The organism is Marivita geojedonensis, assembly GCF_002115805.1.
Lineage (GTDB): Bacteria > Pseudomonadota > Alphaproteobacteria > Rhodobacterales > Rhodobacteraceae > Marivita > Marivita geojedonensis.
This window is the reverse complement of record NZ_JFKC01000001.1, coordinates 387,105-402,586: the sequence shown is the minus strand read 5'-3', so window position 1 is coordinate 402,586 and position 15,482 is coordinate 387,105. Positions and strand designations below refer to the sequence as shown.

General features: G+C 62.1%; 13 protein-coding genes. 7 read left to right on the top strand and 6 right to left on the bottom strand.

Translation table 11 applies throughout. The features are described 5' to 3' along the window. Positions 1–13 precede the first annotated feature (13 nt). The 3 genes from MGEO_RS02030 to msrA all read left to right on the top strand — a co-directional run bounded on the left by MGEO_RS02030 (position 14) and on the right by msrA (position 3,041). Entirely contained in the window at positions 14–2,023 is a 2,010-nt protein-coding gene (locus MGEO_RS02030) for a hydantoinase/oxoprolinase N-terminal domain-containing protein (RefSeq protein ID WP_085635011.1), read from the top strand. A gap of 65 nt (positions 2,024–2,088) precedes the next feature. Then, complete coding sequence (gene msrB, locus MGEO_RS02025) at positions 2,089–2,538, top strand: peptide-methionine (R)-S-oxide reductase MsrB (RefSeq protein ID WP_085635010.1); 450 nt, start codon at positions 2,089–2,091, stop codon at positions 2,536–2,538. Then, positions 2,535–3,041, top strand: coding sequence for a peptide-methionine (S)-S-oxide reductase MsrA (gene msrA, locus MGEO_RS02020; RefSeq protein WP_085635009.1), 507 nt, complete (start codon positions 2,535–2,537; stop codon positions 3,039–3,041). Before msrB ends, msrA begins: the two co-directional genes overlap by 4 nt. Positions 3,042–3,120: 79 nt before the next feature. Here msrA and MGEO_RS02015 read toward each other — a convergent pair whose 3' ends face one another. The 6 genes from MGEO_RS02015 to MGEO_RS01990 form a co-directional block, all read right to left on the bottom strand. Then, on the bottom strand, positions 3,121–5,157 hold the full coding sequence (locus MGEO_RS02015) for an NADH:flavin oxidoreductase (protein WP_085635008.1): 2,037 nt from the start codon (positions 5,155–5,157) through the stop codon (positions 3,121–3,123). Positions 5,158–5,254: 97 nt separating this feature from the next. Further along, on the bottom strand, positions 5,255–5,866 hold the full coding sequence (gene plsY / locus MGEO_RS02010; protein WP_085635007.1) for a glycerol-3-phosphate 1-O-acyltransferase PlsY: 612 nt from the start codon (positions 5,864–5,866) through the stop codon (positions 5,255–5,257). Then, positions 5,866–7,161: a dihydroorotase gene (gene pyrC / locus MGEO_RS02005; RefSeq protein ID WP_085635006.1), complete on the bottom strand. Its 1,296-nt coding sequence runs from the start codon at positions 7,159–7,161 to the stop codon at positions 5,866–5,868. The genes plsY and pyrC overlap by 1 nt, the downstream gene beginning before the upstream one ends. A gap of 1 nt (position 7,162) precedes the next feature. Beyond that, complete coding sequence (locus MGEO_RS02000) at positions 7,163–7,552, bottom strand: hypothetical protein (RefSeq protein WP_085635005.1); 390 nt, start codon at positions 7,550–7,552, stop codon at positions 7,163–7,165. Positions 7,553–7,571: 19 nt separating this feature from the next. After that, positions 7,572–8,108 (bottom strand): hypothetical protein, encoded by a 537-nt coding sequence (locus MGEO_RS01995; RefSeq protein WP_085635004.1) that lies wholly within the window; start codon positions 8,106–8,108, stop codon positions 7,572–7,574. Between the two features lie 8 nt (positions 8,109–8,116). Further along, complete coding sequence (locus tag MGEO_RS01990) at positions 8,117–9,079, bottom strand: aspartate carbamoyltransferase catalytic subunit (RefSeq protein WP_085635003.1); 963 nt, start codon at positions 9,077–9,079, stop codon at positions 8,117–8,119. A gap of 104 nt (positions 9,080–9,183) precedes the next feature. Between MGEO_RS01990 and MGEO_RS01985 the strand changes: the two genes are divergently transcribed. From MGEO_RS01985 to MGEO_RS01970, 4 genes are all read left to right on the top strand, one after another. Then, positions 9,184–9,978, top strand: coding sequence for a uracil-DNA glycosylase (locus tag MGEO_RS01985; protein ID WP_085635002.1), 795 nt, complete (start codon positions 9,184–9,186; stop codon positions 9,976–9,978). Continuing rightward, on the top strand, positions 9,975–10,517 hold the full coding sequence (gene moaB, locus MGEO_RS01980) for a molybdenum cofactor biosynthesis protein B (RefSeq protein WP_085635001.1): 543 nt from the start codon (positions 9,975–9,977) through the stop codon (positions 10,515–10,517). Before MGEO_RS01985 ends, moaB begins: the two co-directional genes overlap by 4 nt. Before the next feature lie 93 nt (positions 10,518–10,610). Next, on the top strand, positions 10,611–12,068 hold the full coding sequence (locus tag MGEO_RS01975) for an efflux RND transporter periplasmic adaptor subunit (protein ID WP_085635000.1): 1,458 nt from the start codon (positions 10,611–10,613) through the stop codon (positions 12,066–12,068). 3 nt (positions 12,069–12,071) lie between these two features. Beyond that, on the top strand, positions 12,072–15,476 hold the full coding sequence (locus MGEO_RS01970; protein WP_233139529.1) for an efflux RND transporter permease subunit: 3,405 nt from the start codon (positions 12,072–12,074) through the stop codon (positions 15,474–15,476). The last annotated feature ends 6 nt before the right edge of the window (positions 15,477–15,482 follow it).

The following is a 15,482-nucleotide window of genomic DNA, read 5'->3' as shown; positions in this document are numbered from 1 at the left end:
AGGAGGCGGGATTATGGCAATTCTACTGGGTGTGGACACCGGCGGCACCTATACCGACGCGGTGCTGATGCGCGATGAGGATGCGGTGATTGCCAGTGCCAAGGCGCTGACGACGCGGCAGGATCTGGCCATCGGTGTGCGCGAAGCGGTCAAGGCGGTGCTGGCGCAGTCTTTTGTGTCTCCGGCAGATATCGCGCTGGCCTCTTTGTCGACTACGCTCGCGACCAATGCGCTGGTCGAAGGGCAGGGCGCGCGGGTCGCGCTGATTTATATCGGTTTCTCCGAACGCGATCTGGCGGCGCAGGGTCTGGCCGAGGCTTTGGCGGGCGATCCGGTGCTGGTGACGGCGGGCGGGCACAGCCACAGCGGGGCCGAAGTGGCACCCTTGGACGCGTCGGTGATCGCCGATTGGGCGGCGGCACAGGACGTGTCGGCCTTTGCCATTGCGGCACAGTTCGGCACGCGCAATCCGGCGCACGAAGTGGCGGCACGCGAAGCGGTGCGGGCGGCGACCGGGCGGCCTGTGACCTGTTCACACGAACTCTCGGCCAAGCTGGGCGGACCGAAGCGGGCGTTGACGGCAGTTCTGAATGCGCGGCTGATCGGGCTGACGCACCGGCTGATCGGGCGGGCGGAAGGGGCCTTGCGCGAGCTTGGCATCGATGCGCCGCTGATGGTGGTCCGGGGTGACGGGGCGCTAATGTCGGCAGCGCAGGCGCAGGAACGGCCCATCGAGACCATCCTGAGCGGGCCTGCGGCCTCCATCGTCGGTGCGCGTTGGCTTACCGGGGCGGATCAGGCGCTTGTGTCGGACATTGGCGGGACGACAACCGACATCGCCGTGCTGCGCAACGGTCAACCGGTGATCGATCCGGATGGCGCGCGGGTCGGTCCGCATCGCACCATGGTCGAGGCCGTGGCGATGCGTACGCACGGTTTGGGCGGCGACAGCGAGGTGGGTTTGGCGAGTGGCGGTTTGACCGGGGGTGTGACGCTCGGGCCAAGACGCGTGCTGCCGGTGGCGCTGGTGGCGCAGGATGCGCCCGAAGTGGTGCAAAAGGCGCTGGACGAGCAGATGAACCGGCCAGTTCCGGGCGAATACGATGCCCGCTTCGTGCGGCGGGTCGAGGGGCAGGATGCTGTGGGCCTGCCGGAGCGAGCCGAGGCGCTGCTGAACCGGATCACCGTTTTGCCGCAGACGTTGGGCACTGTCGTGCAGTCACGGCTTGAGGCGCAGGCGTTGCGGTTGCTGGTGTCGCGCGGGTTGGTGCAGGTCGCGGGGCCGACGCCGACGGATGCGCTGCATGTGCTCGGGCGCTTTACCCATTGGGATGCAACTGCGTCGGAAAAGGCACTGGCCTTGCTGGCCCGCAACCGGGCCGGATCCGGTGAGAGATACGCCCAGACCCCGCAGGAGATGGCCGAGCAGATCGTCGATGCACTGACCCGAGCGACCGGAACCGCGTTGCTTGAAGCCGCTTTTGCTGAAGACGGGATGGAGGACCCGACCACCCTTGCCCAGCATCCGCTGATGGCGCGGGGGTTGCGGCACACGCCGGGCTTGGTGCACCTGACGGCGGACCTGTCCGTTCCCGTTGTTGGATTGGGCGCATCGGCGCAGACGACTTATCCGGCGGTCGGGCAATACCTCAATGCCGAGATGCTGCTGCCGGATCATGGCGATGTCGCCAATGCCATCGGCGCTGTCACAGGCCGGATCAGGATGCTGCGGGAAGGTTTGGTCACCAGCCCGTCCGAGGGGCTGTTCAGGGCGCACCTGCCGGACGCCCCGCAGGATTTCCGCGATGCGGATGCCGCCATGGCGATGCTGGAAGCGAGCCTCAGCGCAGCCGCGACCGAAGACGCCGAAGCGGCGGGTGCAGCGTCGGTCCATGTACAGGTCTGGCGCGAGGTCAAACGGGCCGAGATCGAGGCGCGAGATATGTTCGTCGAGGCACGGATCGTGGTCGAGGCGACGGGCCGCCCGCGGATCGCGGCTCACGACCCGGAGACCGTGCTGTAACAAGGCTTGGACTTGGCACGGCGCGCGCCATCTATAGTGTCGAAACCACGAATGGAGGTCCCCGCATGGCCAAATACGAAAAGAACCCGGACGTGATTGCAACGCTGTCGCCGGAACAGTTCTACGTCACGCAGGAAAGCGGAACGGAACGGCCCGGCACCGGGGAATACCTGAACAACAAGGAACCCGGCATCTATGTGGACATCGTCAGCGGTGAGCCGCTTTTTGCGAGTGCCGACAAATACGAGTCCGGCTGCGGCTGGCCGAGCTTTACCAAGCCGATCGAACCGGCGCATATCAACGAACTGCGCGACCTGAGCCATGGCATGATCCGCACCGAGGTGCGGTCGACCCATGGCGACAGCCATCTGGGGCATGTGTTCCCGGATGGGCCGCGCGACCGGGGTGGTCTGCGCTATTGCATCAATTCCGCCAGCCTGCGGTTCATCCGTCGTGACGACATGGAAGCCGAGGGCTACGGCGATTATCTCGATCAAGTGGAGGATGTGGCATGACTGAACGCGCTGTTCTGGCCGGAGGCTGTTTCTGGGGGATGCAGGATCTGATCCGCAAACTGCCCGGCGTACAGAAAACCCGTGTGGGCTATACTGGGGGCGACGTGCCGAACGCGACCTATCGCAATCACGGCACCCATGCCGAAGGGATCGAGATCATGTTCGACCCGTCGGTGATCTCCTACCGCAAGCTCTTGGAGTTCTTCTTCCAGATCCATGACCCGACCACGCTGAACCGGCAGGGCAATGACCGTGGCATGAGCTATCGGTCCGCGATCTATTATGCGGACGATGAGCAGAAAGCCGTGGCCGAGGATACGATCGCCGATGTGAATGCCAGCGGTATCTGGCCGGGCAAGGTGGTCACCGAAGTCGAACCCGTGGGCGATTTCTGGGAAGCCGAGCCCGAGCATCAGGACTATCTCGAGCGGTTTCCGAACGGCTATACCTGCCACTTCCCGCGCCCCGATTGGGTTCTGCCCAAGCGCGACGCCGCGGAATGACATAGGTCCAATCCGGAAATCTTCTCTGACCCAGAGAACAGGAGAAGCTGAGAAGGCCGGGCTTGATCGCCCAGCCTTTTCACAGGTGTCGCATCAGGCGCATGGCGTCATAGATCGCTGCGTGGGTGTTTCGTGCCGAAACCGCGTCTCCGATGCGGAAAAGCTGAAATCCCTTTGAAGGGCCGGTCTGCGGTCTCCTGGCAATCAGCGCATCGTAGTCGACCTCGCCCCTGTTTCCACTGAGCGGCTTCAGGTCGAAATAGAGATCGTCCATCGGCATTGTGCCGTAATTGACGACCACTTGATCGTAGTCCTTCTCATATGTGTGATCGCTGTAGTCCGTGCCGATTGTGGCGGTCAGGGTGTTTCCGGTTCGGGTGACGCCAAGCAATCTGCGGGTGACGGTAAAGGTCACATCCTTGCTCTGCAGATTGCGCATGTAGGGGACGAGGTTCATTCCCATCACGTCTGGGGCAAAGGTTCGGTCCGGGGTCATGATTTCGACCTGAGCTCCGGCTTCGGCGGCGATTTCTGCGGCCTGCATGGCCGGGTGATCGCCGGATTCATCATAAATCAGAACGCGGTCGGCTGGCTTTACATCGCCCGAGATCAGGTCCCAGGCCGATATGACATTTTGTGCCTCTGCACCCGACTCGAACAGTTCGAGATTGGGCAGACCACCTGTCGCAATGATGACGATATCCGGGTTCAGTGCTGTCACGTCCCCGGCTTCCGCCCAGGTGTTGAAATGGAAGGTCACGTCACGAGCGGCACATTGCGCCATGCGCCAGTCGATGATGCCGATCATTTCGCGGCGTCGTGGCGTTTGCGCCGTCAGACGGATTTGGCCGCCCGGATCAGCTTGGGCCTCGAACACGGTCACGTCGTGCCCGCGTTCTGCTGCAACGCGCGCGGCCTCCAGTCCGCCCGGCCCGGCCCCGACGATCACCACCTTGCGGCGGGTCAGAGCCGGAGGAATATCGTGAGGTACCGACAGTTCCCGACCGGTAGACACGTTGTGGATACACAGCGCCTCGCCCGCGCCGTAGATCCGATCAAGGCAGTATGTGGCCCCGACACATGGACGGATGTCATGTTCCCGGCCCTGCACGATCTTGGTGACGATATGCGGATCGGCCATGTGCGCGCGGGTCATGCCGACCATGTCCAGAAGCCCGGCATCCACCGCATGGCGTGCGGTTGCGACATCCGGGATCCGCGCAGCGTGGAAAGTAGGCAGACCGGTCGCAGCACGTACCGACCCGGCGAAGTCCAGATGCGGCGCGCTCTTCATACCCTGCACTGGGATCACATCGGTCAGCGCCGGATCCGTATGCACACGGCCGCGGATCACATTGAGGAAATCGCACTGCCCGGTATCGGCGACAACCTTTGCCATCTGAACACCCAATTCCGGGTCGATCCCGCCCGTGGCGACCTCATCTGCACTGAAGCGGATGCCCACGATGAAGTCATCGCCGACGCGTTTGCGGATCGCAGCCAGCACATCAAGCGGCATCTTCATCCGGCTCTCAAGGGACTGACCGCCATATGGGCCGTCAAGATCGTTGGTCAGCGGCGACCAGAACTGATCGAGGAGATGCCCATAGACCTCCAGCTCTATCCCGTCCATGCCGCCGGCTTTCATCCGTTCGGCAGCATCGGCGAAGTCCGAAATTATGCGCGCGATGTCCCAGTCTTCTGCCAGTTTCGGGAAGGCTTTATGCGCAGGCTCGCGGTGCTTCGAAGACGAAACGGAGGGAAGCCAATCGCCTTTGCTCCAGACCGTTCGCCGGCCAAGATGGGTCAACTGGATCATCGCCGCGCACCCATGTTCATGCAGGGCATCGGTCAGGCGCCTGATCCATGGAACCACTTTGTCGTCATAGGCCAGAACGTTGTTGAACACCGGTGGACTGTCGCGTGACACGGCTGCGGATCCGGCGGTCATCGCCATGGCAACGCCGCCTTTTGCCCGTTCCGCGTGATAGGCGATGTACCTGTCCTTGGGCATCCCGTCTTCGGGATAGGCCGGCTCATGCGCGGTCGTCATGATCCGGTTCTTCAGTGTCAGGTGCTTGAGCTGAAAGGGCTGCAGAAGAGGGTCTTTTGACATTGCGCGTTCCGTCACTGACATGCGGTCAGTATTTGGCAATTGCGCCATGCTTGTCATTCACAAACCGACAGGTGGTGTCGTGTTGGGGCCAGTCCGTTCAGGCCTTGGAGCCGCCGATCCGTGGCTCTGTCCCGGCTTTGAGCCGCGCCAGGTTTGCGCGGTGCCGCCAGAGGATGAGACCGGCAAGGATCAGCGTCAGCAGGAAGATCTGACCCTGCCCCAGCATGAGGCAAACCAGCGGGGACCATGCCGCTGCGACAAGGGCTGACAGGCTTGAAATCCGACTGATGGCAGCCGTGGCAAGCCAAATGCCGCAGGCCAGCAGCCCAACCGGCCACGCCAGCGACAGCATCAGACCAAGGAAAGTGGCTACGCCCTTGCCGCCTTTGAACTGAAGCCAGACCGGAAAGCAGTGACCCAGAAAAGCCGCAAGCGCAGCGATCTGTGCGGCGTCTTCCGCAGCCAGCGCGCGGGCCAGCAGTACGGCCACGGCGCCCTTTGCGCCATCGAGCAGCAGAGTGGCTGCCGCCGCCCCCTTGTTGCCGGTGCGCAGCACATTTGTTGCGCCGATATTCCCGGAGCCGATCTCGCGCAGATTGCCGAGGCCCATCGCCTTTGTCAGGATCACGCCAAACGGGATCGAGCCGAGCAGGTAGCCGGCGATGGCCCAGAGGGCGAGGATCACAATGCCGGTTTCAAAGGCTGGCATCAGGTGCTCCGATAGACCGAGGTTCCGCTGACAAAGGTTTCAAGAACCTTACCTTGCAGCCGCGCTCCGTCAAAGGGTGTGTTTTTCGACTTCGATTTGAGTTTGAACCGATCGAGAATGATGGGTTTGTCCGGATCGAAGAGCACCAGATCGGCAGGTGCGCCCTTGGTCAGACGCCCACAGTCAAGACCAAGCCGTTTCGCCGGGTTCAGCGACAGCGCCCGAAACAGCGTTGGCAACTCGATATCGCCAGAGTGATAAAGACGCATCAGAACGGGCAGCATGGTTTCCAGACCGACGGCACCGCTCGCGGCTTCTTCGAAGGGGAGGCGTTTACTTTCCTCGTCCTGCGGCGTGTGAAACGAACCGATTACGTCGATCAGACCGGATTTAACGGCTTCAACAACTGCCTGACGGTCGTCTTCGGCCCGCAGCGGCGGCTTCACCTTGAAGAAGGTGCGGTAGTCGGCAACGTCGAATTCGTTGAGTGTGAGGTGGTGCATCGAAACGCCAGCGGTCACATCGAACCCGTTGCGCTTGGCGCGTTCCAGTGCGGGCAGGGCGCGTGTCGTCGTGATCTGGTCGGCGTGGTAGCGCACACCGGTCATTTCGACGAGAGCGATGTCCCGGTCAAGTCCCATCCGTTCTGCCATGGGTGAAACACCGGGCAGACCGCGCAGCGAAGCAAACTTGCCCGACGTGGTCGCCGCCCCTGCGGACAGGGTGGGCTCCTGCGGATGACCCACAACCAGTGCGCCGAGCGCACGGGCATAGGTCATGGCCCGGCTGAGAACCTTGGTGTCGCGCACAACCCGGTCGCAGTCGGTGAAGGCAACAGCACCGGCGTCCATCAGGAAGCCGATCTCGGTCATCTCGCGCCCCTCGCGCCCCTTGGTGAGCGCAGCCATCGGCAGCACGTGAACCGGGGCCGCTTCATTCGCGCGACGCCGGACGAATTCGAGAGTCTCCGGCGTGTCGATTGCCGGGGTGGTATCCGGACGTGTGACAATGGTCGTGACGCCGCCCGCAGCGGCGGCCTGGCCCGCAGAGCCATAGCTTTCCTTGTGCCGTTCGCCCGGTTCGCAGATCTTCACACCGATATCGACGATCCCGGGTGCAAGGCATTTGCCGCCAGCATCGCGCCGGTTGTCGGATGGCACGGCGTCAAAACTGACTTCAGGCGCAGGAGTGTCGAAAATCTCGGCAAGGACGCCATTGCGGATCAGAACCGCGCCGTCCCTGACCTCTCCGGCCTCCGGGTCGACCAGCCGCGCATTGGTGATAAGCAAGGTCATGTCAGGCCGCCTGTTTCTGCCGCGCCACGTTGATCTGTTCGATCACCGCTTGCGGGTCGGGTTGGTACTTGATGAGATGTTTGTTGCCCGCCGCCGTGATCACCTGTACCGCACCGGCAATGGTGCGCAGTTTGGTGATCTCATCCAGACGCGCCACGCGTTCATACGGCCCCTTGAGGCTGCCCTCAGCGAGCGTCCAGATCTCGTCCATCACCTCATCGGCAAGATACCATCCGCGCAGCGCAACGGCAGCAAAGCCGCCTACTGCGCCGGTCCAGATGTGCGGATTCCCCAAGGCCCAGAGGATCATCATTCCCGCCGCCATTGCGATCGCCGTCATCACCACATGTGCGCGGATGTATGTCTGCATGTCTGGTTTGAATTCGATCATCTGAGGGGCGTCGCTTCAGTCAATTGAGCAGGATCTTGGCCATTATGATGCCCGATGCGATCAGGCCGAACAGCCCGACCACAAACCACAGGGCAGAGCCGCTCTTGTTGGATCGAGGTGCCTTCGCTCCACTTCCGACGCCCTTCGCCGCATCGGAGTAAACAGGCGCACCGGGTGCAGTCGGTTTCGGCTCGTTGAATGTTCCGATCCAGCGCAGAGGGGTGGATATGGTCAGATCCTGTTCGGTCTGATTGAACGCCTGCGACGGCAGCACCAGCACGAAGCCTGTCAGTGCATTGAGCCGGTCGCGCATCGCATCCAGTTCCTTTGCGCTCAGGTCATGTGCGTTCGAAAGGTACTGCGACAGGGTCATTTCCCGCAGATCGCGCAGGTCGATCACTTCGACGAAGGCGGGGCGCAGCGATTTGGCCCCGAGCGCGTATTGCAGCGGCCATTCGCCGGTGCCGGCCTGTGTCGTGAAACGTTCGACCGCCTCGCGCGGAAGGTCGATATGGAACACGCGGATCACACCGCGTTCGCTGCTCTTGATATGCATGGATGTACTCACACCATCACGCCTTCATTGTGATTGGCACGCCGTGCGCGCAGAGACCGCGCCAGCAGGTCCATCGCGGCCATTCGCACCGCGACACCCATTTCCACCTGTTCCTGAATGACCGAGCGATTGATGTCATCGGCCAGTGTTCCGTCGATTTCGACCCCGCGGTTCATCGGTCCGGGATGCATGACGATCGCATCCTCCTTGGCATGTCCCAACTTTTCGGCATCAAGCCCATAGCGGTGGTAATACTCCCGCTCGGACGGGATGAAACCGCCATCCATCCGCTCTTTCTGAAGGCGCAGCATCATTACGACATCCACATCCTTCAGACCCTCGCGCATGTCCTCGAACACCTCGACACCAAACTCCGCGATACCGGATGGCATAAGCGTCGGCGGGCCGACCAGCCGCACGCGGTTTTCCATCTTGCCCAGAAGCAGGATGTTCGACCGGGCCACACGGCTGTGGGCGATATCGCCGCATATGGCGATCGACAGGCGGTGCAGACGGCCCTTGGCGCGGCGGATGGTCAATGCATCAAGCAGGGCCTGTGTCGGGTGTTCGTGTCGGCCGTCGCCTGCGTTCAGAACCGCGCAGTCCACCTTCTGCGACAACAGGTCCACGGCACCCGACTGCGGGTGGCGCACGACCAGCAGATCCGGCCGCATCGCGTTCAGAGTCATCGCCGTATCGACCAGCGTCTCGCCTTTCTTGATCGAACTGGCCTGCATTGCCATGTTCATCACATCGGCACCAAGCCGCTTGCCCGCCAGTTCGAAACTGGCCTGCGTCCGGGTGGAATTCTCAAAGAACATGTTGATTTGCGTCATGCCGGCAAGCACATCCGTGCTGGGCGTACGCTTGCGGTTCCGCTCGGCATACTGGTCCGACAGATCGAGCAGAGTGGTGATTTCGTCAGGGCGGAGGGGTTCGATCCCAAGCAAGTGTCGTTGATCGAAACGCATCTTGTGGCCTTTTCGGAATGGTCAGGTGCTTATAGAAATTGCGCTGCGGGGCGGCAAGGGTGCGATCCCTTTTGCGCGACACAATGCCGGGATAAGCTGAGCACATGGATTCGCAGATCGACTGGCATGCGGCACGCGCCGCGCTGGAATGGCAACTTGAAATGGGAGTGACCGAGGCGATCTCGGAAACTCCGATAAACCGCTTTGAGCAGGTGGCACCGCCGCCCAAAGCCGGTGTTGCACCGTCCGCGGCGGCGCCGGTTATGCCTGTTCCCGCCGCGCCACAGATTGATCCCGTCGCAGAATCCGAAACTGCGGCGCGTGCGGTCCAGGATTTGGCGGGGTTGCAGGCCGCGATGGCAAACTATCCCCATTGCGAACTCCGCAAGGGTGCCCGGAATCTGGTCTTCTGCGACGGTGTGCCGGGAGCGCGCGTGATGATCGTGGGCGAAGCTCCGGGCCGCGACGAAGACCGGATCGGAAAGCCGTTTGTCGGTCGTGCGGGACAATTGCTCGACCGAATGCTGGATGCAATCGATCTTGGGCGCGACCGGGACATTTCCGAGGCCGTCTACATCACCAATGTGCTGCCTTGGCGCCCACCCCAGAACCGCGATCCGAAGCCGGACGAGATCGCCATGATGCTGCCGTTCCTCAAACGGCACATTGCCCTCGCCAAACCCGAGTTTCTGGTCGTGATGGGCAACATCTCGTGCCAGGCCCTTTTGGGCAAACGCGGCATCACCCGCCTGCGCGGCAAATGGGCCGAGGCAGTCGGCCTGCCCGTGCTGCCGATGTTTCACCCCGCTTACCTTTTGCGTAACCCGGCGGCCAAGAGAGAGGCTTGGGCCGATCTTCTGGACCTGCGCACGCGCCTGACCATGAAAGCCTCAACATGAGCCGTATCGACGAAAGCAAAGAATTCCTGCCCATCCGCATTGCCGTTCTGACGGTCAGCGATACACGGTCTATGGCCGAAGACCGGTCTGGGGACACGCTGGTGGGCCGGATCGAAGGTGCAGGACATGTCGTGGCCGACCGCAAGATCATCCAGGACGAACGCGACCAGATCGCGGAACAGCTCCGCGTGTGGTGCGATCAACCTGACATCGATGTGGTCATTTCGACCGGCGGTACCGGTCTCACCGGGCGGGATGTGACGGTCGAAGCGCACCGCGATGTCTACGAAAAAGAGATTGACGCCTTCGGGACCGTGTTCACGATGGTGTCGTTCCAGAAAATCGGCACAAGCGCCATTCAAAGCCGCGCCACCGGGGGGGTGCGCAACGGAACGTACCTCTTTGCGCTGCCCGGAAGCCCCGGCGCCTGCAAGGATGCCTGGGACGAAATCCTCAGCCTGCAACTCGATTACCGGCACCGACCCTGTAACTTTGTCGAGATTTTACCGCGATTGGACGAGCATCTCCGACGGAAATAGCGTTTATCTTCGTTTAACGTAGGGATGTGTTATTGGAAAACATGCAGTTCTGGCTACCTGATAGGTCAGAGTTGGTGATGAGGATTGTCGCATATGCGGTTTTTGCGCCGTAGCCTGACCGGGCTTTTCCTGCTGTCATTGACGCTTGGCCTGCTGGCCTATGCCGGGGTTCAGGTGCGTGACGCCGTCCAGGCGCGCATGGCGCAAGAGCCACGCGCCTTTCAACAGCGTGAACGGGTCTTTGCCGTCAACGTAGTTAAGGCCGAGTTCGACACGATCACGCCGGTGCTGACGGCGTTCGGTCAGATTGAAAGCCGCCGTACCCTTGAAATCCGCGCTGCTGCAGGGGGGCGCGTGATCGAGATCGCACCGGAATTCGTCGAAGGTGGCACTGTGACCGAGGGGCAGGTGCTTGTGCGGCTCGACCCGACCGATGCGGAGGCGGTCCTCCAGAGGATGCAAAGCGACATCCTCGATGCCGAGGCTGAACAGCGCGAAGCCGAACGCGCGCTTATCCTCGCCCGCGATGAGCTTGCGGCCGCCGAAGAACAGGCGTCCCTGCGCGAACGCGCGTTCCAGCGCCAGCGCGATCTTCAGGATCGGGGCGTCGGCACGGCGGCAGCGGTCGAAGTGGCTGAACTGGCTGCGGCGCAGGCCCGCCAGGCCGTTCTGTCGCGCCGTCAGGCCGTGGCGCAGGCCGAGGCCCGGATTGATCAGGCCACCACACGCCTGTCCCGCGCCGTGATCGCCGAAGCCGAAGCGCAGCGGCGGCTCGACGACACGGTCATCACGGCCGATTTCTCGGGAACATTGGCGGACGTGTCTGTTGTTCAGGGGCGGCTTGTTTCGTCGAACGAACAGCTTGCCCGCCTGATTGATGCCGATGCGCTCGAAGTGGCGTTCCGCGTATCGACCCAGCAGTTCGCACGGCTGTTGGATGAAAGCGGACGATTGACCGAAACGGATGTGACGGTGGTTCTCGATGTCTTCGGGACGAACCTGACCGCACAGGGAACACTCAGCCGCGCAGGCGCGGCGGTGGGGGATGGACAGACGGGTCGCCAGCTCTTTGCCACCCTTGGCAGCGCGCCGGGATTCCGGCCCGGAGACTTCGTGACCGTTGAGATTGATGAGCCACCTCTGGAACAGGTGGCCCGCCTGCCTGCCACATCGCTCAACGCTGCAAACGAAGTGCTGGTAATGGGCGAGGAAGACCGCCTTGAAGTGGTCGGAGTCAATCTCCTGCGCAGACAGGGTGACGACGTTCTTGTGCGGGCAGATGGCCTTCAGGGACGTGAAGTCGTTGCCGAACGCACGCCGCTGCTGGGCGCCGGGATCAAAGTTCGCCCGCTACGCCCGAGCGGTGCGGCAATCCCCGAGGAACCCGAGATGGTGGAGCTTACCGCAGAACGCCGCGCGCGGCTCACCGCCTTCATTGAATCGAACACGCGGATGCCCGAAGAGGCCCGCCAGCGTATTCTGAACCAGCTGTCTCAGGGAACGGTCCCGGCACAGGTGGTCGAACGGATTGAATCCCGGATGGGAGGCTGATCCATGATGCGGACGCTGCCCGGACGTGCCGGAGGACTCCTGAGCTATTTCGTCCGTCACCGGACAGTAGCAAACCTGTTGCTGATCGTCCTGATCGCAGCGGGGGCGTTTTCCATCCCCAATATGCGGGCGCAATTCTTTCCGGATGTCGTTGTTGACGATGTCGATATCTCGGTGGCGTGGGATGGGGCCGGCGCCGAAGACGTGGACCGGGGCATCGTTCAGGTGCTCGAACCGGTGCTGCTCGCGGTCGAGGGAGTCGAAAGCTCTGAGGCCTCCTCGCGCGAAGGCCGTGCGTCCATCAGGCTTGAGTTCGAACCCGGTTGGGACATGTCGCGTGCGTCGGACGATGTGCAGACGGCTGTAGATGCCGTGACGACCCTTCCCGCCGATGCCGAAGACCCGGTGGTCCGGCGAGGCGGCTGGCGGGACCGTGTGACCGATCTGGTCATCACCGGCCCGGTCGAGGTGGACCAACTGGCCCGTTTCGCCGACGAACTGACGGCACGGCTGTTTGCAGAAGGGGTAACCCGTACAACAATTCGCGGGCTTTCAGCCCCACGAACTGTGGTCGAGGTCCCCTCCGCCAACCTCATCGCTTTTGACATTTCGATGCGGGATATCGCCAATGCCATCGCGCAGGAGGTCGATACCGACCCGGCGGGTGATGTCGGCAACGCCAACACCCGCGTTCGCACTGGGGTCGAAAAACGCAGCGCGGACCAGATCGCAAATATCGTCCTGCGCTCGAACGAAGACGGTTCAAACCTCACCGTCGGCGATGTCGGCACGATCTATATCGAGGGCATAGACCGGGAACGCAGCTATTTCGTCGGTCAAAACCCGGCCATCTCGATCCGTGTGGACCGCAGCGATCAGGGCGATGCAATCGCGATCCAGCAAAAGGTCGAAGATGTGGCGTCAGAGTTTGAAGCCTCTCTGCCGAACGGCGTGACCATCGACCTGATCCGCACCCGCGCCGAGATGATCTCGGGGCGTCTGGATATCCTTCTCGACAATGCGGCTACGGGGCTGGCGCTGGTTCTTATGCTGCTGTTCCTGTTCCTGAATGTGCGAACCGCGTTCTGGGTCGCCGCAGGTATCCCGGCCGCGCTGCTTGCGGCGATTGCCTTGATGTACGCGGCGGGAATCACCATCAACATGATCTCGCTCTTCGCGCTGATCATCACGCTCGGGATCGTGGTGGACGATGCCATCGTCGTGGGAGAGCACACCGACCATCTGGCACGCACCGGCCTGTCTCCGGTCGAGGCGGCGGAACGCGCAGCGCACCGTATGGCGCTGCCCGTGTTTTCAGCCACATTGACCACGATTATCGCCTTCTTTGGCCTGGTCGCGATCGGAGGGCGCTTTGGCGACCTGATCGCGGACATCCCCTTCACCGTGATCGCCGTGCTCGCCGCATCGCTTGTTGAGTGTTTCCTGATCCTGCCGAACCATATGGCGCACGCGATGGCGCACAGTGCAAAGCAGCATTGGTACGATGTGCCGTCCCGCGTGGTGAACCGGGGGTTCCGATGGGTGCGGGAAAACCTGTTCCGTCCTTTGATGGGTCTGGTCATCACCGCACGCTATGCCGTTCTCGCAGGGGCGGTCGTGCTGCTGGCCTCGCAGGCGGCCCTATTTATCCGGGGTGACGTTCAGTGGCGCTTCTTCAATTCGCCCGAGCAAAGCTCTGTTACCGGTAATTTCGCAATGGCCCCCGGAGCAACGCGCGAAGACACCTTCGAGATGATGCGTATCTTCCAGAAATCGGTCGAGGACGTTGCCAAGAGTTTCGAGGAGCGACATGGCGTCAATCCCATCGACTATGTGATTGCCGAAGTGGGTGGCAATGCCGGACGAGGCATCGCTGGGGCAGATACCAAGGATGCCGACCAACTGGGTGGGATTTCGATTGAACTGATCGACCCCGATCTGCGTCCGTTTTCAAGCCGCACCTTTGTCAGCGAGTTGCAGGACAGCGTTCCGCGACACCCGATGGTCGAAACCATCAGCTTCCGCAGTTGGGGCAGCGGACCGGCCAGTGACGCGCTGGACGTGCAGTTCTATGGCGCAACTGCCGAAACCCTCAAAGCAGCGTCCGAAGACCTCAAGGTTGCCCTCGGACAGTACCCCGAGGTTTCAGCGGTCGAGGATAACCTTGCCTATGACAAGGAAGAGCTGATCCTCGAGCTTACCCCGCAGGGGCAGGCGCTTGGTTTCACCATTGACGGGCTCGGTCAGGTGCTGCGCGCCCGCCTTGGTGGCATTGAAGCGGCAACCTATCCCGACGGCCCCCGCAGTGCGGAAATCCGTGTCGAACTGCCGGCAGGCGAACTGACCGCTGATTTCCTCGAACGCACCCAGATGCGGACACCAGAAGGTGCTTACGTTCAGCTTGCCGATATCGTCAGCGTTGAACGTCGCACCGGGTTTTCGACGGTCCGACGCGAAAACGGCATTCGTCTGATTTCCGTGACCGGGGATATCTCCGAAGATGATCCGGCCCGCGCAAACGATATCATGCTGGCGCTTGAAACCGAAATCCTGCCCGCCATCGCCAGCGAACGACAGGTGGACTATCGCCTCTCTGGGCTGAGTGAGCAGGAGGGCGAATTTCTCGATGATGCGCGGACCGGGCTGATCCTGTCGCTTCTGGCGATCTATCTTGTCCTGGCATGGGTCTTTGCCAGCTGGACACGGCCACTGGTCGTCATGTCGGTGATCCCGTTCGGTTTGGTCGGCACGATTTACGGACACGCGCACTGGGATGTTCCGCTCAGCATGTTCACCGTCGTCGGACTGCTTGGCATGACCGGCATCATCATCAACGACTCGATCGTGCTCGTGACAACGATCGACGAAAAGGCCCAGGACCGGGGGCTTGTCCCGTCGATCATTGACGGCGCTGCGGATCGACTGCGACCCGTGTTCCTGACCACGGCGACAACCGTGATGGGGCTTGTGCCGCTGCTCTATGAACAGTCCAGCCAGGCACAGTTTCTCAAACCGACAGTGATCACACTCGTCTATGGACTTGGATTTGGCATGTTCCTCGTGCTGTTGATCGTTCCTTCCCTGATTGCCATCCAGAACGATATTGGCAGACTGACCCAGACCGCCCGACGCGGCCTCCGCTTCAGGCACAATGGTGTTCAGGCGGCTCTTGTTACGGCGGCAGGGCTTATCCTCGCCTGGCTGGGCGCAACGATGGGAACCTTCGCGGTCACTGGCGCGCTGCCGACCGTCCTGGCAAACGCACTGTCCGAAACACCTTTTGGCGGCGAGGTGACGCTCGGGCTGAGCCTCGGCCTCTTCGTCGCGGGGGCGGCTGCGGTCTGCGTTCTGCTTTATCTTGTGGCTGCGCTGGCCATGGGTGTCAGCCGGCTGCGCCGACCGGCGTGATCAGGG

Coding starts and splice junctions, on each gene's coding strand:
- plsY (WP_085635007.1), bottom strand. CDS start 5,866: ATGCCAGCCTTTGAAACCGGCATTGTGATCCTCGCCCTCTGGGCCATC.
- MGEO_RS02000 (WP_085635005.1), bottom strand. CDS start 7,552: ATGATCGAATTCAAACCAGACATGCAGACATACATCCGCGCACATGTG.
- moaB (WP_085635001.1), top strand. CDS start 9,975: ATGAGCCGTATCGACGAAAGCAAAGAATTCCTGCCCATCCGCATTGCC.
- MGEO_RS01990 (WP_085635003.1), bottom strand. CDS start 9,079: ATGCGTTTCGATCAACGACACTTGCTTGGGATCGAACCCCTCCGCCCT.
- MGEO_RS01975 (WP_085635000.1), top strand. CDS start 10,611: ATGCGGTTTTTGCGCCGTAGCCTGACCGGGCTTTTCCTGCTGTCATTG.
- pyrC (WP_085635006.1), bottom strand. CDS start 7,161: ATGACCTTGCTTATCACCAATGCGCGGCTGGTCGACCCGGAGGCCGGA.
- MGEO_RS01995 (WP_085635004.1), bottom strand. CDS start 8,108: ATGCATATCAAGAGCAGCGAACGCGGTGTGATCCGCGTGTTCCATATC.
- MGEO_RS01985 (WP_085635002.1), top strand. CDS start 9,184: ATGGATTCGCAGATCGACTGGCATGCGGCACGCGCCGCGCTGGAATGG.
- MGEO_RS02015 (WP_085635008.1), bottom strand. CDS start 5,157: ATGTCAAAAGACCCTCTTCTGCAGCCCTTTCAGCTCAAGCACCTGACA.
- MGEO_RS01970 (WP_233139529.1), top strand. CDS start 12,072: ATGATGCGGACGCTGCCCGGACGTGCCGGAGGACTCCTGAGCTATTTC.
- msrB (WP_085635010.1), top strand. CDS start 2,089: ATGGCCAAATACGAAAAGAACCCGGACGTGATTGCAACGCTGTCGCCG.
- msrA (WP_085635009.1), top strand. CDS start 2,535: ATGACTGAACGCGCTGTTCTGGCCGGAGGCTGTTTCTGGGGGATGCAG.
- MGEO_RS02030 (WP_085635011.1), top strand. CDS start 14: ATGGCAATTCTACTGGGTGTGGACACCGGCGGCACCTATACCGACGCG.